The organism is Streptomyces sp. PA03-1a, from assembly GCF_033792805.1.
Classification (GTDB): Bacteria; Actinomycetota; Actinomycetes; order Streptomycetales; family Streptomycetaceae; genus Actinacidiphila.
On the sequence record NZ_JARAVO010000073.1, the window covers coordinates 1 to 21,826 of the forward strand.

General features: G+C 74.6%; 12 protein-coding genes. 11 read left to right on the forward strand and 1 reads right to left on the reverse strand.

Annotation, left to right across the window (positions count from 1 at the left end):
* The first annotated feature begins 52 nt into the window (after positions 1 to 52).
* From PV341_RS18225 to PV341_RS18265, 9 genes are all read left to right on the forward strand, one after another.
* On the forward strand, positions 53 to 6,292 hold the full coding sequence (locus PV341_RS18225; RefSeq protein WP_500358374.1) for a beta-ketoacyl synthase N-terminal-like domain-containing protein: 6,240 nt from the start codon (positions 53 to 55) through the stop codon (positions 6,290 to 6,292).
* A 28-nt stretch (positions 6,293 to 6,320) separates the two neighbouring features.
* Positions 6,321 to 7,943, forward strand: a complete 1,623-nt coding sequence (locus PV341_RS18230) for a PfaD family polyunsaturated fatty acid/polyketide biosynthesis protein (RefSeq protein ID WP_500358375.1) — start codon at positions 6,321 to 6,323, stop codon at positions 7,941 to 7,943.
* 479 nt (positions 7,944 to 8,422) lie between these two features.
* Complete coding sequence (locus tag PV341_RS18235) at positions 8,423 to 10,183, forward strand: acyl-CoA dehydrogenase family protein (RefSeq protein ID WP_500358376.1); 1,761 nt, start codon at positions 8,423 to 8,425, stop codon at positions 10,181 to 10,183.
* A complete protein-coding gene (locus PV341_RS18240) occupies positions 10,180 to 11,937 on the forward strand; it encodes an acyl-CoA dehydrogenase family protein (protein WP_500358377.1) in 1,758 nt (585 codons plus the stop codon). Before PV341_RS18235 ends, PV341_RS18240 begins: the two co-directional genes overlap by 4 nt.
* Positions 11,938 to 11,959: 22 nt before the next feature.
* Entirely contained in the window at positions 11,960 to 12,730 is a 771-nt protein-coding gene (locus PV341_RS18245; RefSeq protein WP_499513965.1) for a 4'-phosphopantetheinyl transferase family protein, read from the forward strand.
* Positions 12,727 to 17,049, forward strand: a complete 4,323-nt coding sequence (locus tag PV341_RS18250) for a non-ribosomal peptide synthetase (RefSeq protein WP_500358379.1) — start codon at positions 12,727 to 12,729, stop codon at positions 17,047 to 17,049. Before PV341_RS18245 ends, PV341_RS18250 begins: the two co-directional genes overlap by 4 nt.
* Positions 17,046 to 17,300, forward strand: coding sequence for an acyl carrier protein (locus PV341_RS18255; RefSeq protein ID WP_500325477.1), 255 nt, complete (start codon positions 17,046 to 17,048; stop codon positions 17,298 to 17,300). The genes PV341_RS18250 and PV341_RS18255 overlap by 4 nt, the downstream gene beginning before the upstream one ends.
* A 7-nt stretch (positions 17,301 to 17,307) precedes the next feature.
* Positions 17,308 to 18,054 carry a thioesterase II family protein gene (locus tag PV341_RS18260; protein WP_500325475.1) on the forward strand — a complete coding sequence of 249 codons (747 nt, stop codon included), beginning with the start codon at positions 17,308 to 17,310 and terminating at the stop codon, positions 18,052 to 18,054.
* Entirely contained in the window at positions 18,048 to 18,656 is a 609-nt protein-coding gene (locus tag PV341_RS18265) for a LysE family translocator (protein WP_500325473.1), read from the forward strand. The genes PV341_RS18260 and PV341_RS18265 overlap by 7 nt, the downstream gene beginning before the upstream one ends.
* Before the next feature lie 24 nt (positions 18,657 to 18,680).
* Here the strand turns inward: PV341_RS18265 and PV341_RS18270 are convergent, their stop codons facing one another.
* Positions 18,681 to 20,417, reverse strand: a complete 1,737-nt coding sequence (locus PV341_RS18270) for a hypothetical protein (RefSeq protein ID WP_500358381.1) — start codon at positions 20,415 to 20,417, stop codon at positions 18,681 to 18,683.
* 319 nt (positions 20,418 to 20,736) lie between these two features.
* Between PV341_RS18270 and PV341_RS18275 the strand changes: the two genes are divergently transcribed.
* Positions 20,737 to 20,925 (forward strand): lysine biosynthesis protein LysW, encoded by a 189-nt coding sequence (locus PV341_RS18275; RefSeq protein ID WP_450387848.1) that lies wholly within the window; start codon positions 20,737 to 20,739, stop codon positions 20,923 to 20,925.
* Positions 20,922 to 21,812, forward strand: coding sequence for a RimK family alpha-L-glutamate ligase (locus tag PV341_RS18280; RefSeq protein ID WP_499513971.1), 891 nt, complete (start codon positions 20,922 to 20,924; stop codon positions 21,810 to 21,812). The genes PV341_RS18275 and PV341_RS18280 overlap by 4 nt, the downstream gene beginning before the upstream one ends.
* Positions 21,813 to 21,826: the final 14 nt, after the last annotated feature.

Consider the following 21,826-nt stretch of genomic DNA (forward strand, 5'->3'; position numbering starts at 1 on the left):
CCCCGACCCCGCGCCCGACCGCGTTCCGGAGCCCGCTTCCGCGGCGACACCCGTGCCGCCGCTGGCCGTCATCGGCATGGGCGCGCACTTCGGCTCGTTCACCACGCTGGACGCCTTCGAGCGTGCCGGGTACGAGGGCCTGGACGCCGTGCGCGCGCTGCCCCGACAGCGGTGGCGCGGCTTCGAGGACGTCGAGGGCGGCCCCCTGGCCCGGGCCGGGCTCGCCGGCGAGCACGCGCCGAGGGCCGCGTACGTCGAGGAGTTCGAGGTCGACGCGACCTCGTACAAGATCCCGCCCAAGGACCTCGACCACTTCAACCAGCAGCACCTGCTGATGATGCGCGTCGCCGAGGAGGCGCTGCGCGACGCCGGGTACGAGCGGCCGCGCCCCGGCACCGGCGGGGACGCCGGGCCGCGCCGGGTCGCCGTCGTCGTCGGCATGGAGATGGAACCGAGCGCGCACGGCCACGGCTCCCGCTACGAACTGGGCCGCAAGCTCGCCGACTGGTGCGCGCAGGCCGGCGTGGAGCCCACCCCCGGGCAACTGGCCGAGCTCACCCGGGCCGCGCGCAACGGCGTCCACGACTCCATCGAGCCCAACGAGGTGCTCAGTTACATCGGCAACATCATGGCCAGCCGGGTCTCCTCGCTGTGGAACCTGACCGGCCCCTCCTTCACCCTCTCCTCCGACAGTTCGGTGGGCGTCGACGCCCTCGACGTCGCCCGGTTGCTGTTGCTCGACCCGACCGTCGAGGCCGTCCTCGTCGGCGCCGTCGACCTCGCGGCCGGGCCCGAGAACACGCTCGCCCGCGAACTGCTGGAGCCCGGCTCGGTCCGGGACGGGCTGCGTGTCCTCGGTGAGGGTGCCGGGGCCGTCGTCGTCACCCGGCCCGCGTCGGTGCCGCCGGGACGGACCGTGTACGCCACGGTGGAGGCCGTCGCCGTCCACCACTGCGGGGACGTGACCCCCGGGGCCCGCCCCGAACTGGTCGCCCGCGCCGCCGAGGAAGCGCTGGCCGCCGCCGGGCTCACCCCGGCCGACGTCGAACTCGTAGAGGCGGGCGCCGCGACCGCCGCCGAACGCGAGGGCCTGGCCCGGGTCTGGACCCGTGACCGGGCCGGCGGCGAACTGCGCACCGCGCTGTCCGGAGTCCACGCCTGCGTCGGCGACACCGGCCGCGCCTCCGCGCTCGCCTCCGTCATCCGGGCCGCGCTGTGCCTGCACCACGCCTACTTCCCGGTCGCCCCGGGCGGCGGAGCCGTCCCTCCGGACGGCTCCTCCTTCTTCCTCCCCGCCGACTCCCGCCCCTGGCTGCGGGCCCGGCGCGACGGACGGCGCGCGGCGTCGGTGAGCGTCACCGGCACGGCGGGCAGCCACGGCCACGTCGTCCTGGCCGGTGCCAGGGTGCGCGGCGAGGTCGCCGAGACCGACTGGGCCCGCTCCGGCGGCGGCCTCGTCGTGCCCGTCGGCGCCGACGACATCGAGGGGCTGCTGCGACGGCTCGGCGAGCTGCGGGCGGCGCTCGACGGGGACTGGGCGGCCCTCGCCGAGGACCGCCCCGCCCGGCTCAAGGCCGTCCTCGTCGCCGACGACACCGCCGGGCTCGCCCGGCAGATCGACCAGGCCGTCAAGGACCTGCCGCAGGTGTGGCGGTCGGGCGGGGAGTGGACCTCGCCCTCCGGCAGCCACTTCACCTCCCGGCCGATCGGCGCCGGCGGCAGTGCCAAGGTGGCCCTGGTCTTCCCCGGCGCCTTCAACTCCTACCTGGGCCTGGGCCGTTCCCTCTTCCGCGCCTTCCCCGGGCTGCTGCCCCGCTTCGAGGCGCAGGCCGAGCTCCCCGCGGAGCTCCTGCGCAGCGCCGCCCTCTACCCGCGCTCCCGTGAGCTCCTCGGACGGCGCGAACTGATGCGCCGGGAGGGCGAACTCGTCGAGGACATCCCCCTGATGCTGGCCGCCGGCACCAGCTACGCGCTGCTGTCGACGGACCTGGTGCGGGAGGTCCTGGGCGTGCCCGTGCAGGGCGCGTTCGGCTACAGCCTCGGCGAGAGCAGCATGCTCTTCGCCACCGGCGGCTGGATCAAGAGCGCCCGCGGCGACGCGAAGATCAGCGCCTCGCCGCTCTTCGACGACATGCTGCGCGGACCCAAGCGCACGGTGCGCGAGCTGTGGGGACTCGGCGACGACGTCCCGGACGCGCAGGTGTGGGCCACACATGTGCTGCTCGCCCCGGCCGACGACGTACGGGCGGCCGTCGAGCGCTTCGACCGGGTCTTCGTCACCCACGTCAACACCCCGCAGGAGGTCGTGGTCGCCGGCGACCCCGGCCAGTGCGCCGAGCTCATCGCCGCACTGGACTGCCGCAGCGCCCGCTCGCCGGCCAACCACGTCATGCACTGCCCGGTCGTCGACGGCGTCCTCGGCGAACTCGCCGACCTCAACCGGTACCCGACCGGCGACGTCGGCGGCCTGACGCTCTACAGCAGCCGGCACTACGCGCCCGTGACCGGCCTCGACCCGGACGCCGTCGCCGCGAACATCGCCGTCACGCTGCGGGAGACGGTCGACTTCCCGCGGCTGGTGCGGCGGGCGTACGCGGACGGGTTCCGCTGCTTCATCGAGGTCGGGCCGAGCAGCACGTGCGCCCGCTGGATCCACGAGACGCTCGGCGACGAGCCGCACGTGGCGGTCTCCGTCGACCGGCGCGGGGCACGCGGCGCCGGCGACATCGCCCGCCTCGTGGCCCGACTGGCCTCCCACGGCGTCCCGGTCGACCTCGGCGCGTTCGCGGTCCCGGCGTCCGTCTCCGCGTCCGCCGCCCGGCGCCCGATCGGCCTGCGCACCTTCACGGTGGGCGGCGCGCCGGTCGCGCCGCTGGTGGCCGCGGGCGCGGGACCGGTGGTGGCGGGGCTGCGGCCCGCGCGGGGCCCGGTGGTTGCGGCTGCGGCTGCGGGTGCGGGGGCCGGGCTGGTGATGCGCGGCGTTGCGGGCCGCGGGTCCGTCGTGGGGTCTCCCATCCGCCCGCCCCTTCCCGGTGCTCAGGTGTCGGAAGGCGGTCAGTCCGTCCCGGCCGTTGCGGGCCGCGAGTCCGTGATGGCGGTTTCTGCCGATCCGCCGGTGTCCGTCGCGGGGGAGCGCGGGTCCGTCGTGGGGCCTGCCACCCGCCCGCCCCTTCCCGGTGCGGGTGTTGCGCGGCCGGACGTGTCGGCCGCCGCTGTCGCGGAGCGCGGGCTCGGGGCGGGTGCGGGAGGTGCGGCGTCGCAGGAGCCGGCGTCCGGCGCGGGGGCCGCCGGGCCCGGTAGGCGTGCAGCGAACGTCATCCCCGCCCCGGGGCACCCCGTGGGCGGGGGGTCCGCCGCCGGCGTCCACGCGTCCCGGACGGCCACTCCTGCCGGGTCGCCGCTTTCCTGCGCGACGGGTCCGGCGGCTCGAAGGTCCGAGCCCGGCGTGCGTGCCGGGAACGTCATCCCCGCCCCGGCGAACGCCGTGGGTGCCGAATCCGCCACGGAATGGGACACCGCGATGTCGATCAGCCCCGCCGCACAGCCGCCCGCACCAGCGCTCGTGCTGGAGCGGGAGCCGATCACGATGATCCCGGCCGCCGCCGTGACCGCCACCGTCATCGCGGCCGCCCCGCCGGTGCCGGTCGTGGAGCCGCAGGAGCCGCCGGGCCCGGCCATCTTCGGGGCGCCGCTGCCCGTACAGCCGCCCCGGCAGGAGAGCACCGCCGCGCTCGTGCGCGGGCTGCGCAGCGAGATGCTGGAGGCCCACCGGGAGGTGCTGGACGCCCAGCGGGCCCTGCGCGACCAGCTGGCGGCCCTGCTGTCCGCCGCCACCCCCGCGACCGTCCCCGTCCCCGAGCCCGCGACCCCCGCCGTACGCGCGCCCAAGCCGGAGGGCGTGATCTGGGACGAGCACGACCTCCTGGAGTTCGCCACCGGGAAGATCGGGAACGTCTTCGGCCCGCGCTTCGCCGAGATCGACGGTCACCGCCGCCGTGTCCGGCTGCCCGCCCCGCCGTACCACTTCGCCACCCGCGTCACCGCGCTGGAGGCCGAACCGGGGGCGTTCGAGCCCTCGTTCATCCGCACCGAGTACGACGTTCCGCTCGACGCCTGGTACGCCGTGGACGGCCAGGTGCCCCCGGCCGTGACCATCGAGGCGGGCCAGTGCGACCTGCTGCTGATCAGCTACCTCGGCATCGACTTCACCAACCGCGGCGACCGCGTCTACCGCCTGCTCGACAGCAGCCTCAGCTTCGTGGGGGACCTGCCGCGGGTCGGCCAGACGCTGCGCTACGACATCTGGATCGACCAGTTCGTGCGGCAGGGCGACACGACGCTGTTCTTCTTCCACTACGACTGCTACGCCGACGGTGAGCTGATCCTGAAGCTGAACAACGCCTGCGCCGGCTTCTTCACCGACGACGAGCTGGAGAACTCGCTCGGCATCATCCAGGGCAGGGCCGTGCCGCCCAAGGGCGACGGCGCCTTCTCCGGGGCGAGTTCCTTCAAGCCCGTGCAGCCCACCTCCCGCACCGCACTGACCGCCGCCGACCTGGCGGCGCTCGCCGAGGGACGGATCGCGGACGTCTTCGGGCCGGGCCACCGGCAGCCCGAGGGCTGCAACACCTCCCTGCGCCTGCCCGGCGAGCGGCTGCGCATGGCCGACGAGGTCACCGTGCTGGACCGCAAGGGCGGCGCGCACGGCCTCGGCCGGATCGAGGCCGTCAAGCACCTTGTCCGGGACGGCTGGTACTTCACCTGCCACTTCCCGGACGACCCGGTGCTCGCCGGCTCGCTGGTCGCCGAAGGCGCGGTGCAGCTGCTGGAGGTGTACGCGATGTCCCTCGGCCTGCACCTGTGCTTCCCCGACGCCCGCTTCCAGCCCGTCCAGGGCCTGACCACGGAGGTCAAGGTCCGCGGCCAGATCACCCCGGCCACCGAACGCATCGAGTACCGGATCGACGTCACCGGGCTGACGCTGCTGCCCCGTCCCGCCATCACCGCGGACGTGGTCGTGCTGCGCGACGGCAAGCCGTCGATCGGGGTCACCGGCCTCGGGATCCGCCTGGTGGAGAAGCCCGGCACCCCGTACCGCCCGGAGACCGGCGGCACGGTGCCGCACTTCCTCGGCCGGCTCAGCCCCGCGAGCGGCGAGCCCGCGCTGCTCAACGAGTTCCACATGGCGCACGCCGCCAAGGGGGACCTGGCGGTCGCGATGGGCCCCGAGTTCGAGGTCTACGCCGACAGCCGCGCGCCGTACATCCCCAACGGCGACTTCCTCTTCGTCGACCGCGTCATGGCGCTGGAGGGCACCCGCGGCGTCCTGAAGAAGGGCGCCGTCATGGTCACCGAGTACGACGCGCCGGAGGACGCCTGGTACTACGCGCACAACGGGCACCCGTACATGCCGAACTGCGTCCACATGGAGTCCAGCCTCCAGGCCGCCATCCTCCTCGGCTACTACCTGGGCGCCACGCTGCCCTTCCCGGACGAGCAGTTCAGCATCCGCAACCTGGACGGCCGCGCCACCCTCGTCAAGGACGTCGACCTGCGCGGCAAGACCATCAGGCACCGTTCGACGCTGCTGTCCAGCGACCGGATGCCCGGCTCGATCCTGCAGAACTACGCGTACGAACTCTCCACCGACGGCGAGGTCTTCTACCGCGGCGAGTCCCTGTTCGGCTACTTCAACGCCGAGGCCCTGGAGAACCAGGTCGGCCTCGACAAGGGCGAGCACGTCCTGCCCTGGCTCGACCGGCAGCCCGCCCGCCCGGCCGGCGTCCGCCGCGTCGAGCTGGCCGCCCACCGCGCCGCGCAGGCCACCCGGGGCACGACCCGGCTGGCCGGCGGCCACCTCGACCTCGTCGAATGGGTCGACGTCCTGCCCGGCGGCGGCGAGCACGGCCGGGGCTACCTGCGCGGCCACCGCTCCATCCGCCCCGACGACTGGTACTTCAGCTGCCACTTCCACCGCGACCCGGTGATGCCCGGATCGCTGGGCGTGGAGGCGCTGCTGCAGGGCCTGCAGGTGTACGCCGTCGAGGCCGGGCTCACCGACGGGCTGGTGAACCCGCGCTTCGCGCTCGCCTCCGGCGCCGAGATGACCTGGAGCTACCGCGGCCAGATCCTCCGCACCGACCCGGACATGGAGTTCGACGTGCACGTCAAGGAGGTGCGCCGCGAACCGGGCCGGATCCTGCTGCTCGGCGACGCGAGCGTCTGGAAGTCGACCCTGCGGATCTACCGGCTGGGCGACATCGGCATCGAGATCCACCACGACCAGACCTGAGCAAGCGGCGAGCGACAGGAGACGCAGCATGACCACCGACCTCCACCGGCCGCGGTGGACCGGACCCCAGGCGCCGGCTGTCGGCGACACCGGGGTCTACGAAGCCCTGATGCGGCTCGACGAACCCGTCTACGTCCTGCGCGGTCCCTACGGGCTGGGCGCCGCCACCGGCGGCGTTTTCGGCCCGGCCGGCGAGCACGAGATCGTCGCCGCCGCGCCCCCGCTCGGTCCCGAACGCCTGGGCAGCGCCGCCTTCCTGAAGGCCCACGGCCTGCGCTACGCCTACATGAGCGGCGCCATGGCCAACGGCATCGCCTCCGCCGGCATGGTCGTCGCCATGGCCCGGGCCGGCTTCCTCGGCTCGTACGGCGCGGCGGGCCTGCTCCCGGAGGCCGTGGAGAAGGCCCTGGTCCGCTTCCGTGACGAGATCCCCGGCCTCCCGTACGCCTGCAACCTCATCCACAGCCCGAGCGAGGAGCGCCTGGAGCGCACCGCCGTCGACCTGTTCCTGAAGTACGGCGTGCCCTGCGTGGAGGCCTCCGCCTTCCTCGCCCTCACCCCGCACCTCGTCCGCTACCGGCTGGCCGGGTTGCGGGCCGGCGGACCGTACGGCGTCACCGCGGGCAACCGGGTCATCGCCAAGATCTCCCGCCCCGAACTCGCCGAGCTGTTCATGCGGCCCGCCCCCGAGGCCATGGTGCGGGCGCTCGTCGCCGAGGGCGCGATCACGCAGGAGCAGGCCCGGCTCGCCGAACGCGTCCCGCTCGCCGACGACATCACCGTCGAGGCCGACTCCGGCGGCCACACCGACCGCCGCCCGCTGCCCGCGCTGCTGCCCGTCATCATCCGGCAGCGCGACGCCGTCCAGCAGGAGGAGGGCTACGCCGAGCGCATCCGCGTGGGCGCCGCCGGCGGCATTGGCACGCCCGAGGCGGCGGCCGCCGCCTTCGCCATGGGTGCCGACTACGTGGTGACGGGATCGGTCAACCAGTCCTGCCTGGAGGCCGACACCTCACCCCGCGTCAAGGAGATGCTGGCCCAGGCGGGCATCGCCGACTTCGAGATGGCGCCGGCGGCCGACATGTTCGAGATGGGCGTCGAGCTCCAGGTGCTCAAGCGGGGCACGTTCTTCCCGATGCGGGCCAAGCAGCTCTACGAGCTGTACCGGACGTACGACGGGATCGAGGCCATCCCGGCGGCGGTGCGGCAGAAGGTGGAGCAGCAGGTCTTCCGGCGCCCGCTGGACACGGTGTGGGACGAGACCCTCGCGTACTTCCGGCGGCGCGACCCCGACCAGCTGGCCCGCGCCGAGGGCAACCCCAAGCGGCGCGCCGCGCTGGTCTTCCGCTGGTACCTGGGCATGGCCTCGCGCTGGGCCAAGACCGGCGAGGCCGACCGCGCCGTCGACTACCAGATCTGGTGCGGGCCGGCGATGGGCAGCTTCAACGCCTGGGTCCGCGGGACGTACCTGGCGGCCCCCGAGCACCGGCGGGTCGCGGACGTCGCCCGGCAGATCATGACGGGCGCCGCCTTCCACCAGCGGCTCGCGTTCCTGCGTGCGGCGGGGGTCGCCTTCCCGGCGGGCATCGCGACCCGGCCCTCGCCGGACGACGCGAACGCGCCCGGCTCCGCGGTGGGGGTGCGGCCGTGACGGCCCGGCCGTTATTCCCGGCAGGCGGCAGGGCCGCCGGGGCGGACAGCCCGGCGCCAGCGGGGGCGTCGCCGTCGGCTGAGGTGGGGAACGGCCGCGCCGACGGGCGGGGGACGGGGCGCGGGCTCCGGCTGCCCCCGCAGGACGGAGCCGTCGCGGGCGTGAAGGTGACCGCCTCCGGCGCTCCGGGCGACGACGTGCCGTGGTCCGGAGCGGACGGCCCGGTGGCGTCTGCTGCAGATGCGGAACACCCCGGGGCCCCGGGCCGGTCCGGTCGGGGGAGCGGGCCTTCCGGCCGGGTGGCCGGCGCGGCACCGCGACCGCCGGGCGGGGCCCTCGTGGTCGACGCGCCGCGGGACGACGAGGCGCGGCCTCCGGCGGACCGCGGCCAGGGGCCGCGTGCGGCCCGAGGGGCGGAGAGGGGCGGCCCCGCGCCGTCGTCGACGGCCGTCGCAGTGCGGCCGCGAAGGCCCGGCGACGTGACGCCCGCGGGACCGGAGACCCCATTCGCCGCCGCCGAGGCGCTGGACGCCGCGCTCGGGGATCCGTGGGAGCCCGGGAACCCGTACGGCTTCGCCGCCGGGACGGCCCGTGACGACGAAGAGGCGTACCCGGCGCGGTGGGAGGCGCGGCTGCGGGAGGAGGACTTCCACGTCGCCTACCTGCCCGCGGACCTCGGCGGGAGCCTGCGCACGCTGGAGGACACCCACGTCCTCGTCCGCGTCGCCGCCCGGCGGGACGCGAACGTCATGCCCGCCACCATGTTCGGCATCTCCGCCGTCATGACCGTGCTCGCCGCCGGCACCCCCGAGCAGCGCAGGACCGTCGCCGCGTGGGCGCGCGAGGGCCGTACCGTCGCGTTCGGGCTGTCCGAGGAGCACGCGGGAAGCGACGTGCTGGCGAACACCTGCCGCCTCGACACCGCCGCCATGACGCTGACCGGCACCAAATGGCTCGTGGGGCGCGGCGCGAGCGCCGACGCGGCCGTCGTGGTGGCCAGGACCGCGGACCGGGGCCCGGCGGCGTTCACGGCGCTGCTGCTGGGCCCGGAGACCCTGGCCGACGCCCGCGTGCGGCGGCTGCCCGCGCGGCGCACCACGGGGATGCGGGGCATCGACTTCGCGGACCTGGCCTTCGACGCGGTGCCCGTGCCGCCGGACGCGGTGGTCGGCGGCGCCGGCGCCGGGCTCGCCGGGGCGATGCGGGCCCAGCAGATCGTCCGGCTGATGAGCACCGCGGGCTGCCTGGCGACCGCCGACACCGCGCTGCGCACCGCCCTGAGGTTCGCGCGGGCGCACCGCACGGGCGGCGAGCCGGTCGCGGACACCCCGTACGGGGCGCGGGAACTGGCGGTGGCCGCCGCGGAGTTCATGGCCGCCGACCTGACGGCGCTCGTCGCGGCACGGTACGCCCATGTCGCGCCGGGCACCTTCGGCCTGGCCTCGTCCGTCGTCAAGCGCGTCGCCACCCGGCTCACCGCCGACTGCGCGCACCGTGCCCGCGCCCTCGTCGGGGCGCGTGCGGTGCTGCGGGACGGCGACGGCCCGGGCGCCGTCCTCGACAAGGCCGTCCGGGACAACGCGATGGTCGAGGTCATCGACACCAGCGTGCTGGGCAACCTGCGGGCGGTCGCGATGTTCCTGCCCGCGTACGCCACGCCCCGGGAACCGGAACCGGAGCGCGAGCGCAGGCTCGCCGCCCTCTTCGACCTGGGCGGCGCCGCCCTGCCGGGCCTCGACCCCGCCGCCCTCGACCTGGGGGCCCGGCCGGGCGACGACATCCTGCTCGGCTTCGCCTCGCACGCCGACACCATCGCCGCCGAGCTCCACCGCAGGGGCGCGACGCGCGCCGCGACGCTGGTCACCGGGGTGCAGTCGGGCCTGGCCGCGACCTTCCGGGAGGCGGCGGCCGCGCCGCGGCAGCGGACGGCCCCCGACCTGCTCGACCTGGCGGACCGGCTGTGCCCGCTCCACGCGGCCGCGACGGCGGCCCTGACCTGGTGGTTCCACCGCGACCGCGGCGGCCTGTACGGCGAGCCGGAGCCCGGCGGAGCCGGATGGCTCACCGCCGTGACGGCGCTGCTCCTCACGGTGGCCGAGGGCCGCGACCCGCGCACCGCCGGCCGGGACGTCGCCCCGGCGGGCCGGCTGATCGCCGAACTCGACGCGGCACGCCGCCTGTTCACGGCACTGCCGGTGCGGCTGTGCGACCGACCGGGACCGGAGGACGAGGAGACATGACCGATCTGCCCGCGCTCATGGCCGACCTGGAGCGCCACCTGGGGAGCCCCAACGACCCCGCCGGTCCCATGCCGTACGCCCGCGTCCTCGACCTGGACGAACGCGAGGCGTATCCGCACGAGTTCGTCGACCTGCTGGCCTCCTGGGGCCTGTACGACTGGATCGTGCCCGCCGCGCACGGCGGCCGGGCCGTCGACGTGCAGGACGGCTACCACCTGTTCCGGCTGGTCGCCCGCCGCGACCCCACCACCGCCACCGCGATGGTGATCACCAGCATCGCCTACATGCCGCTGTGGATCGCGGGCAGCGACGAGCAGCGCACGTCCTTCGCCGACCACGTCCGCTCCGGCGGCAAGATGGCCTGGGGCCTGTCCGAACGCCGGCACGGCAGCGACGTGCTCGCCAACGAGCTGACCGCGCGGCCCGTCGAGGGCGGCTGGCTGCTCGACGGCGAGAAGTGGACGATCGGCAACGCCACCCAGGCCGACGTCGTCATGCTTTTCGCCCGCACCTCCCCCCAGGGCGGCCCCGGCGGCTACTCGATCCTCGCCCTGGACAAGCGCGCCCTGACCGCGGGCAGCTGCGAACCGCTGCCCGACGAGCCGCTGCACGGCCTGCGCGGCCTCGACATGAGCGGGGTGCGGCTGCGGGACTGCTTCGTGCCGTCCGCCGCGCTCGTCGGCCGCGAGGGGCAGGGCCTGGAGATCGCCCTGAAGGCCGGGCAGTTCGCCCGCGTCCTGATCAACCTGATCGCGCTGAGCACGGTGGACACCGCCCTGCGCACCACCTTGGACTTCGCCACGACCCGGGAGGTCTTCGGCACCACGGTCTCGGCGATCCCGTACTCGCGGCGGCAGCTCGCGGAGTCCTACGCCGAACTGCTGGTCGCCGACGCCATGACCTCCACCGCGGTGCGCGCCCTGCAGATGGCCCCGGCGCAGATCAGCATCTGGTCGTCGGTGGTCAAGTACTTCGTGCCCACCCTGCTGGAGGGGACGCTCGGCCGGCTCGGCGTGGTGCTCGGCGCCCGCCACTGGCTGCGCGACCACCCGCGGCACGGGATCTTCCAGAAGGCGCGGCGCGACTTCGGCGTGGCCGGTTTCGCCGACGGCAACACCGTGGTCAACCTGAAGAACATCGCCCTGCAGCTCGGACCGCTGCTCAGCTCCGCCGTCACCCCGCCGCCGGGGCTGGTCGAGGAGGCCGCGGCCAGGGTCGCCGTGCTCTTCGACCCGGCCCACCCCATGGAGCCGTACCGGCCCGCCGGGCAGCAGCTGTTCAGCCGCGGCGTCGACGACCCGGTGGTCACCCTGCGCGCGGCCGTGGCCGAGCTGCGGCGGGAGGCGGCGGCCACGACCGGCCGCGACGCGGCCCGGCTCGCGGACGGCGCGGCGACCGCGGACGCGCTCGCCGGCGAACTGGACCGGATCGCCGAGGAGCACCGCAAGCTCACCTCCGCCCTCGGCAAGGCCGCCAGCCAGTCGGCCGAGCTGTTCGACCTGGCCGAGCAGTACACGACGGTCTCCGCCGCCGCGGCCGTCGTCCACCTCCACCTGCGCGGCCGGGAGAGCCTGAGCCCGCCGCTGTGCTCCCCGGCGGTGCTGCTGCTCTGCCTGGAGCGGCTGCTGCGGCGGTTCCACCCCACGCGCCGGGTGACCGGCCCCGAGGAGGTCGACGAGGTGGCCGCGGCGCTGGAGGCGGCGCACCGCGACGGCCTGCTCTTCTCCTTCCGCGCGTTCCCCGTCAACTGGTGACCCACCGATGGAGGCAGTGCTCATGGACACCGCGGTACCGTCCGCCGACCCGCTCGCCGACAGCGCCGACGTGTGGCTGCTCGCCGAGGAGGACGTGGACCGGTTCGCCGAGGCGACGGGCGGTCTGGAACTGCTGACCGACGAGGAGCGCGCCCGGCACGACCGGCTGCTGTTCCCCGCCGCCCGGCGCCGCTTCCTCGGCGCACGGCTGCTGTCCCGTCAGGTCCTGTCGCTCTACACCGACGAGCCACCGGACTCGTGGCGCTTCCGCAAGGGCAAGTACGGCCGGCCCGTGGTCGACGGTGCCGACTGGGGGCTGGACTTCAACATCACCCACACCAACGGGCTGATCGCCGCCATCGTCGTGCGCGGCCGCACCGCCGGAGTGGACGCCGAGACCACCCCCGCCCGGCCCGAGGCGATGCAGTTCGCGCCGAAGGTCTTCACCCCCCTGGAGAACGAGGTGCTGCGGCGCGACCGCGAGGACCAGCGCGGTCACGCCTTCGCCGACTCCTGGGTCGCCAAGGAGGCGTACACCAAGGCCACCGGCATGGGCATGTGCCGGGGCTTCGACGCCTTCTCCGTGCACCGCCTGCGCGACGGCGGCCTGGCCGTCGTCGACGACGAGATCCCCGAACCCGAGCGCCCCCTGTGGCAGGTGCAGGTGCTCCAGGTGTGGGACCGGTTCGCGCTCGGCGTGGCCATCCGCGCCAGCGAGGACGACGAGGGGCCGCTGCCGGTACGGCTGCGCTCCGCCATGGCAGAACTCCTCCCGGAGGGGACATCCCGATGACCGCGAACGACGACGCCCACGCCCCCTTCCCGCTGACCGAGATCCAGTACGCGTACTGGGTCGGCCGCGGCCCCAACTTCGTGCTCGGCAACGTCGCCCCGCACGCCTACTTCGAGCTGGAGGGCCGCCGCCTGGACCCGGCGCTGCTCTCCCGCGCCTGGACCCGGCTCATCGAGCGGCACGGCATGCTGCGCTGCGTCGTCGGCGAGGACGGCCGGCAGCGGATCCTGCCCGAGGTCCCCGCCTACGAGATCCGCTGCACCGACCTGCGCGGGGCGCCCCCGCAGGAGGCGCAACGGCATCTGGCCGAGGTGCGCGAGGAGATGTCGCACCGCGTGTACACCGCGGCCGACTGGCCGCTGTTCGACATCCGCATGTCCCGGCTGCCCGGCCACGACCGGCTGCACGTCAGCCTCGACCTGCTCATGGTCGACCTGGCCAGCATCACCGTGCTGTTCAGCGAGTGGGCGCAGCTGTGCCAGGACGAGGAGCGGGTGCTGCCGCCGGTCGAGGTGGGCTTCCGCGACTACGCGCTCGCCCTGGAGCGGGGCGACGAGTCGCCGCGGCACCGCGAGGCACGGGAGTACTGGACGGCGCGCGCCGCGACGCTGGCCCCGCCGCCCGACCTGCCGCTGGCCAAGTCCCCGGTCGCCGTGCACAAGCCGGTCTTCACGCACCGCGAGTTCCACCTGGCGCCGGAGGACTGGAAGCGGCTGCAGGGGCGCTGCGAGGAGCGAGGCCTGACCCCGACGGCGCTGCTGGCCACGGTGTTCTCCGAGGTCCTGGCGATGTGGAGCGGCACCCGCCGGTTCACCCTCAACCTCACCCTCTTCAACCGGCTCCCGCTGGTGCTCTCCGGCGACGGAGCAGGGCACCGCGGAGTCCACCCCCATCTGCGCCGCGTGGTCGGCGACTTCACGTCCATCTGCCTACTGGAGACGGACGCGAGCGGCGGCGTTCCGCTGGCCGAGCGGGCCGGCCGCGTCCAGCGGCAGCTGCGCAAGGACCTGCGGCACCGCCACGTCAGCGCCCTGCAGGCGCTGCGCGAACGTCGCCGCCTCGGCCTGCAGAACGGCTTCGAGACGATGCCGGTCGTCTTCACCAGCGGCCTGGGCACCGCCGCGGACGTCTCGTCGGCCATGGACCACTTCGGTTCCATCACGTACCGGATCAGCCAGACCCCGCAGGTCTGGCTCGATCACCAGGTCGTCGACATCACCGGAAGCCTGGACCTGACCTGGGACGCGGTCGAGGAGCTCTTCCCCGAGGGCATGCTCGACGACATGTTCGCGGCCTACACCGGCGCCGTGGCGCGGCTCGCCGCCGAAGGCGCCCCGTGGGACGAGGAGCTGGTGATCCCGCTCCCCGCCCACCAGCTCACCGCCCGGGAGGCCGCCAACGCCACCGAGGGCGAGGCGCCGTCCGGACTGCTGCACTCCGCGCTGCCCGACCGTGCCGAGCGGCATCCGGGGCGTCCCGCCGTGATCACGACCACCGGCACCGTGACCTACGGCGAACTCGCCGCGTGGGCCGCCTCCGTCGCCGGCCGGCTCTCCGGCGGCGACCTGCGCGACCGTACCGTCGGCATCACCCTCGACAAGGGCCCCGCCCAGGTCGCCGCCGCCTACGGCGTGCTCATGGCGGGCGGCGCCTACCTCCCGGTCGGGCCGCAACTGCCCGCCCTGCGCCGGGAGCGCATCCTCACGGACGCCGGGGCGGTCGCGGTGGTCACGGACGCCGGGACGGACGCGCGGCTGGAGTGGCCGCAGGACCTGCCCCGCGTCGTCACCGAGCCGCCCTCCGGCACCACCGCCACCCCGGACGCCGCCGTGCAGGCGGGCCCGGCCGACCCCGCCGACCTGGCGTACGTCCTCTACACCTCGGGCTCGACCGGCACCCCCAAGGGCGTGATGATCGAGCACCGGGCGGCCCTCAACACCGTCGCCGACATCAACGAGCGCTTCGGGATCGGCCCCACCGACCGTCTCTTCGGCCTCGCCGACCTCGGCTTCGACCTGTCCGTGCACGACCTGTTCGGCACCTTCGCCGCCGGGGCCGCGCTGGTGCTGCCCGACCCGGACCAGCGGGCCGAACCCGCGCACTGGGCCGAGGTGATGGCCGCGCACGGGGTGACGGTGTGGAACTCGGTGCCCGCGCAGATGCAGATGCTGGTCGAGCATCTGGAGGCCGGGGGCGCGCAGGTCCCGCCGGACCTGCGGCTGGTGCTGCTCAGCGGCGACTGGATCCCCGTCGACCTGCCCGGCCGCATTCACGCGCTGTGGCCCCGGGCGCGGGTGATCAGCCTGGGCGGTGCCACCGAGGTGTCCATCTGGTCGATCTTCCACCCGGTGGAGGAGGTCCCGGCGGGCGCGACGAGCGTGCCGTACGGCAAGCCGCTGCGGAACCAGACCTTCCAGGTCCTCGACGAGCGGTACGCGCCCTGTCCCGTGTGGACCGCAGGCGAGCTGTACATCGGCGGCCACGGCCTGGCCCGCGGCTACCGGGGCGACGCCGAGCGCACCGCCGCGGCCTTCGTCACGCATCCGGTCACCGGCGAACGGCTCTACCGGACCGGCGACTTCGGCCGCTACCTGCCGGACGGCAGCATCGAGTTCCTGGGCCGTAGGGACGGTCAGGTCAAGATCAACGGACATCGTGTGGAGCTCGGCGAGATCGAGGCGACCCTCACCCGGCACCCGGGCGTGGACAGCGCGGTCGTGGTGAAGGCCGACGGCGAGGCCGGCGCGGCCCGGCTGCTGGGTTACGTCGTCCCGGCCGGGGACCCCGGCGGCGCCGACGGGCTCTTCGTCACCGAGCACGCCGATCCCGACCGGGCCGAAGCCGACTGGCGGGGGCTGTGCTCCGCCGCCGAGGTGCCCGCCCCCGGTCCCTCGCCGCGGGAGCTGCGCGCCGCCTGGGACGTGCTGAACGAGGTGTACGCGACCGCCGTCGGCACCGCCTTCCGCCGCCTGGGCCTGCCCGACGACGCCGCCGGTGTCGCCCCGCGCTACGAGCGCTGGCTGGCCCGGGCGGTGGCGGCACGGCCGCCCGCCGCGGACGGCATCCCCGACGCGCTCGCCGCCCGCAGCCGCACCGTGCTGGGCGAGGTGCTGGGCATCCCCGAGGACGTCACCGACTGGATGCTGGCCCTGGCCGGGGACGTCGCCGGGGTCCTCACCCAGAGCGTGCACTCCGCCGAGCTGTACGCCTCCGACCGCACCCCCGGCGTCTACGAGCGGCTGTTCGGCCCGACGTACGCCGTCGCCACGGAAGCGGTGCGCCGCCTCACCGCCGGATGGCCGGCCGACCGGCCGCTGCGCGTCCTGGAGGTCGGCGCGGGCTACGGCTCGCTGACCCGGCACCTGCTCCCGCTGCTGCCCGCCGGCCGCACCGCGCCCACGGAGTACCTGTTCACCGACATCTCCCGCTACTTCACCGACCGGGCCCGCGAGGTCCTCGGCACGGAGCACCCCTTCCTGCGCTGCGACCTGCTCGACCTGGACGCGCCCCCGCAGACCCAGGGCTTCGAGGACCACACCGCCGACCTGGTCGTCGCCGCGAGCGTGCTGCACGACACCCGTCAGGTGCGCCGCACGCTGCGCACCCTGCGGGGGCTGCTCGCCCCCGGCGGGACCCTGCTGATCGTCGAGCAGACCGCCTTCCACCCGTGGTTCGACCTGGTGATGGGGCTCCAGCAGGGCTTCGACACCTTCGAGGACACCGAACTGCGCACCACGCACCCGCTGCTCGACCGCGCGCAGTGGGCGGCCGAACTCGCCGCCGCGGGCTTCACCGACAGCGCCGTGCTCACGCCCCGCGACGGCGGCCCCGGCTCGGTGGGCTTCGACGTCCTCGTGGCACGCGGCCCCGACCGGCGCAGCCGCTTCGCCCCCGACGCGCTGCGGGACTTCGCCGCCGGGCAGCTGGCCGCCCACATGGTGCCGGCCCAGCTGTTCGCGCTGACCGAGCTGCCGCTCAGCGGCACCGGCAAGGTCGACCGCAAGGCGCTCGCCAAGGCCGGCGCCCGCACCGCCGCGCGCGGCCGGCCCGCGAAGCCGCCGCGCACCGACCGTCAGCGCAAGCTGGTCGAGATCTGGCGCGAGGTGCTCGGCCTCGGCAGCGCCGACCTCGCCGACGACTTCCTGGAGGCGGGCGGCGACTCGCTGCTCGCGGCCCGGCTGGTCGCGTCCTTGCGCACGGCGTTCGGGATCACCGTGCCCGTCGGCACGGTCCTGCAGTACACGACGGTGGAAGCGCTCGACGGCCACCTGGAGGGGCTGCTCGGCCCGTCCGAGCCGCTGACGGAGGAGACACGATGACGTACGAGCAGATGCGGGAGTGGATCGTCGCCTTCCTGGCGGAACTCCTCGACGTCGCGCCCCACGAGATCGACCCGACGCTGCCGCTGGACCACCTGGGCTTCGACTCGGCGACCACCCTCGACCTGTGCGGGCGCCTGGAGGAGGACCTGGGGATCGACACGACGCCCAAGGCGATCGCCGACCACCCGACGGCCGACGCCCTCGCGGCCCATCTCGTCGCCGTCCGACCGGCCCCCCTGGGGAGGTAGTCCCGCCGTGATCACCCAACTGTCGGCCCGCTGGCTGGTCAGCGGGCCCGCCCGGCCCGGCGCTCCGAAGCTGTACTGCTTCGCCCACGGCGGGGGTTCGGCCGCCGAGTACGTCCGCTGGGCGCGCGCCCTGACCGGCGTCGAACTGCACGTCGTGCAGCTGCCCGGCCGCGGGTCGCGCTTCGGGGAACCCCCGCTGACCTCGATGGGGACACTGGTCGCCGCGCTCACCGAGCAGGTGGCGTTCGGCGCGCCGTACACGTTCTTCGGGCACAGCCTCGGTGCCCTGGTGGCGTACGAGCTGGCCGGCGCCCTGCGCGAGGCGGGCCGCAGGCTCCCGGAGCGCCTGGTGGTCTCCGGCTTCCCGGCGCCCCACCTGCCGCGCACCTCGCGGGGGCTGCACCTGCTGCCGGACGACGAACTGCTGGCGGAGGTCTCCCGGCTGCACGGCGGCATCCCGCGGGAGGTGCTGGACGAACCGGAGCTGCGGGCGCTGGTCGCGGTGCCGCTGCGGGCGGACTACACGATCGTGGAGACCTACCGCTGGGGGGACCGGCCCGCGCTGGAGGTCCCCGTGACGGTCTTCGGCGGCCGCGACGACCGGGTCGGCGAGGCCGAACTGGCGGCCTGGCAGGAGCTGACGACCCTTCCGGTGGAGGTGCGCACCTTCCCCGGTGGCCACTTCTACCTGCGCGAGCACAGCGCGGTCGTGCTCCGCGCGCTCGCCGCCCGGCTGCGGACGCCGCCGTGCTGACCTTCGCCGCCGCCTCGCTCGTCCTGATCGTGATCCCCGGGCCCGACCAGGCGCTGATCACCAGGAACGCCCTGGCAGCGGGCCGCGCGGGCGGGCTGCTGACGATGGTGGGCGGGGTGCTCGGGCTGGGCGTGCACATCGCCTCGGCCGCGCTCGGGGTCTCGGCGCTGCTGATGGCCTCGACGGTCGCCTTCACGGTGCTGCGCACCGTGGGCGCGGGCTACCTGCTGTACATGGGCTTCACGACCCTGCGCGCGGCCCGCCGCGCCGCCGACTCCCCGGAGCCGGCGGACGGGGACCCGCCGCCGAACGGCGCGGCCCACCTGCGGCAGGGCTTCCTGTCCAACTCCCTCAACCCGAAGGTCGCCCTGTTCTTCGTGACCTTCCTCCCGCAGTTCCTGCCCGCCCAGGGCAGCGTCCTGCCGCGCGCGCTCCTGCTCTCGCTGGTCTTCGCCGTGCTGTACGTGACCTGGTTCGGCACCTACGTCGTCGTGGTCGACCGGGTCGGCGCGGTACTGCGCCGGCCCGTGGTGCGGGCCCGCGTCGAACGCGTCACCGGAGTGCTGCTCATCGGTTTCGCGCTGCGCCTCGCGGTGCACTGAGCGCGCGGCCTGCTCCGGGCGGCGCTACCCGCGGCCCGCCCGGAGCCGGCAGACGACGAGGTCCCGTGGGTCCGCGGTCTCCGGGCAGTCGTAGACCTCCTCGATGCGGGCCGCGACCGAGGGGTCGACCCGGTCCAGGTCGAACCAGGCGCGCTGCAGGACGGCGTAGGGCGCCGGGTCCTCGGTGATGCAGCGGGCGTTCTCGGCGTGCGACCGGAGCGCGCTCACGTCCGGCAGGTACCGCACGCGCTGCAGGAAGGTGGGGATCGGGTACCGGCACCGCACCGGGTGGTCCACGAAGTAGGCGTCGTCGCCGAAGGCCAGGTAGAGCACGGGCGCGCCGTCGGGGATCCGCCGGCGCACCGCGTCCGCCGCGGCGGCCTTGTCCGCGCTGGTCCGCAGGTACTCGGCGTTGGTCGAGCTCACCCCGGCACGGCTCATCAGGTGCGGGGAGGAGGGCCAGACCGTCACCGCCACGCACAACGCCCCGCAGAGCGCGACCGGGGCCAGGGCGGCGCGACGCCACCGGGCGGTGCCGGGGCGGCGCGCACCGTCACGGGCCAGGCGCAGGTCGGCGCCCGCCGCGGCCAGGGCGACAGCGCCGGCCAGCCAGCCCGCCGCCGTCCCCTGGGCCCAGGCGGGCGCGAGGGAGGCGAGGGGCACCAGTACCGCGTACAGCGCCGTGACCGCGGTCAGGAAGAGCGGCGGCCGCTTGAGGTCCGCGTACCAGCGGGCCACCGCCAGGCCCCACACGGCCGCGGCGAAGACCGGCAGGGCGGCGGCGTGGTAGGCGAACCAGTTGCCCTGCACCGCCACCGCGGCCAGGCAGCCGGCGCAGACCAGCACCGCCAGCACGGCCCACTCCACCCGCTTGCGCCGGTCCGCCTGACGGGACAGCAACAGCAGCAGCGCGGCGGGGAGCAGGGCGACCATCGGGCTGAAGTAGACCCGGTTCGCCAGGAAGTCGGCGGCCCTGTCGAGCAGGAAGGCGGGGTCCACGCCCTGCCGGGTCAGCGCCCCCTTGTTGATCCGGGGCATGTCGCGGACCCACTGCCACTCGTGGGACCCCGACCACAGACTGATCGCGAAGAGCAGGGCCCCGCCGGCCACCGTCGTCCCGGCGAGCAGCAACGCCCTGAGCCGGTCGACGGCGAGGACGACGAGCAGCGCCATCGCGGCCGTCGCCGCCGTGGAGTACTTCATCAGCACCGCGAGCGCCAGCGGCAACGACGCCACGAGCGCGGCGGTCCACGGCCGGTCGAGGCCCAGCACCAAGGCGACCGCCACCACCGACAGCAGCGTCGCGGCCCACTCGGGTTGCAGGAAGTCGGTCCGCGGCGCGAACGCGAGGGAGAGCCCTACCACGGCGGCCGTGATCGTCGCGTCGCGACGCGGCAGACGGCGTGCCATGGCCCAGCGCAGCACCAGCGCCGCGGCCGCGCACAGCAGGATTCCGGCGAGCCGGATGATCATCTCGCGCACGGCGACCGGTCCGGCCGTGACCGAGTCCAGCCCGGCGACGAACCACCGGTAGAAGAACGGCCGGTGGGTGAACGTCTCGGAGGGCGAGAGGCCGTCCGCGCCGGCGGTCCGCAGGCACGCCAGGACGTACCGGATGTCCCCGTGGAGTTCCGCCGTCGTGACGGACCAGCCGAGCAGCGCGAGCACGGGGAGCGCGGTGACCCAGTGGAGGAGCCGCGGGGTGCGGCGGGTGGCCGGTGGGAGCGGCGTGTCGAGGGTGAGCAGGCCCGAGTCGTTCACGGGCCGAAGCTAGCATCCACATAACGGACTTATCGAACACATCGTTCGACGGATGCCGCCGTCACCGTCCGTTCCCCGGATGTTCATCCGCACCGTCGTCGCACCGTGATCCGCACCGTGGTCGCACCGCAGCAAGGTGAATTCCACTTTCGCGGGAAACCCCGGTGCCGGTGTGCGCGCCGGACGGGCCGGTTTCCCATTGAGGATCCCGATGGCCGTATCACGAGGACGGCGGCGAACCCGCTGGACCGCCGAGTTGCCGGCGGGGGATTCTGAAGTTGCTTTTTCCGCCCCGGAATGCAGTGGAAAGGAAAGAGAAATGACTGCTCCTGTCGCGGCGCTCCAGTGCCTGGTGTGCGACACGGACATCCCGGTCCGGCAGGACTGGCTGAAGGGCGAGATCACCGAGTGCGCGGCCTGCGGCCAGGAGCACGAGGTCGTCGAGAAGTCCGAGGCCGGCGCACGGATAGAGCTCGCGCCCGAGGTCGAAGAGGACTGGGGCGAGTGACCGGGTCCGACGCCGGGTTAGAGGTGCTGCTGTCGGCCACCGTCCTGCGCCCCGACGAGAAACTCCTCCTGGAGGCGTTGCGTTCGCGGGGGCTCGCGGTCCGCCCGGTCCTGCTGGAGGACCTGGCGGGGCTGGTGACGGGCCGGAAGAAACCGCCCGCCCTCGCACTCATCCGCAATCTCTCGCACCGCGAGGCCGTCAATGTGGCCCGCCGGCTGGAATTCAGCGGAGTTCCCGCGCTGAATCGCGCGACGACGATCGAGACCTGCAACGACAAGGGCCTGCAGGCCCTGTTGTTCAGCAGGCACGGCGTCCCCCACCCGGAGTCCTTCCACGCCTTCAGCTACGCGCAGGTCCGCGAGTCGGTCGGCGAGGTCGGACTGCCCGCCGTCATCAAGCCGGTGAGCGGCTCCTGGGGCCGCGGGGTCTCCCGGATGACCAGCGAGGAGTGCGTCGAGGCGTGGATCGGCGGACGGGAGTCCGCGGACGCCGCGGGCAAGCTCTTCCCCGTCCTGGTCCAGCGGTACGTCGACAAGCCCGGCCACGACCTGCGGATCGTGGTCGTCGGCCGCACGCCCGTCGTCGCCATCCGGCGGGTCTCGCCGGACTGGCGCACCAACACCCACCTCGGAGCCGAGGTCGTACGGGTCCCGTTGACCCGCGAGATGGAGAAGCGCTGCGCCCAGGTGGTGGACGCGCTTGGCGAGGGCTTCTACGGGGTCGACCTCGTCGAGGACCGCACCACCGGCGAGCTGATGGTCCTGGAGGTCAACGCGAACCCCGAGTTCGCCCGCTCCTCCGCCAAGCACGGCGTGGACGTGGCCGGCCACCTCGCGGACTACGTCGTCGAGACCTACCGGCCCGAGTCCGCCGCCACCGCCGCGTAACCGGCAGACGGAGG

What these genes read in the sequence shown, in the direction of transcription:
- PV341_RS18230 (WP_500358375.1), top strand. Translation starts at nt 6,321, where the DNA reads ATGACCACCGACCTCCACCGGCCGCGGTGGACCGGACCCCAGGCGCCG.
- PV341_RS18240 (WP_500358377.1), top strand. Translation starts at nt 10,180, where the DNA reads ATGACCGATCTGCCCGCGCTCATGGCCGACCTGGAGCGCCACCTGGGG.
- PV341_RS18245 (WP_499513965.1), top strand. Translation starts at nt 11,960, where the DNA reads ATGGACACCGCGGTACCGTCCGCCGACCCGCTCGCCGACAGCGCCGAC.
- PV341_RS18250 (WP_500358379.1), top strand. Translation starts at nt 12,727, where the DNA reads ATGACCGCGAACGACGACGCCCACGCCCCCTTCCCGCTGACCGAGATC.
- PV341_RS18255 (WP_500325477.1), top strand. Translation starts at nt 17,046, where the DNA reads ATGACGTACGAGCAGATGCGGGAGTGGATCGTCGCCTTCCTGGCGGAA.
- PV341_RS18275 (WP_450387848.1), top strand. Translation starts at nt 20,737, where the DNA reads ATGACTGCTCCTGTCGCGGCGCTCCAGTGCCTGGTGTGCGACACGGAC.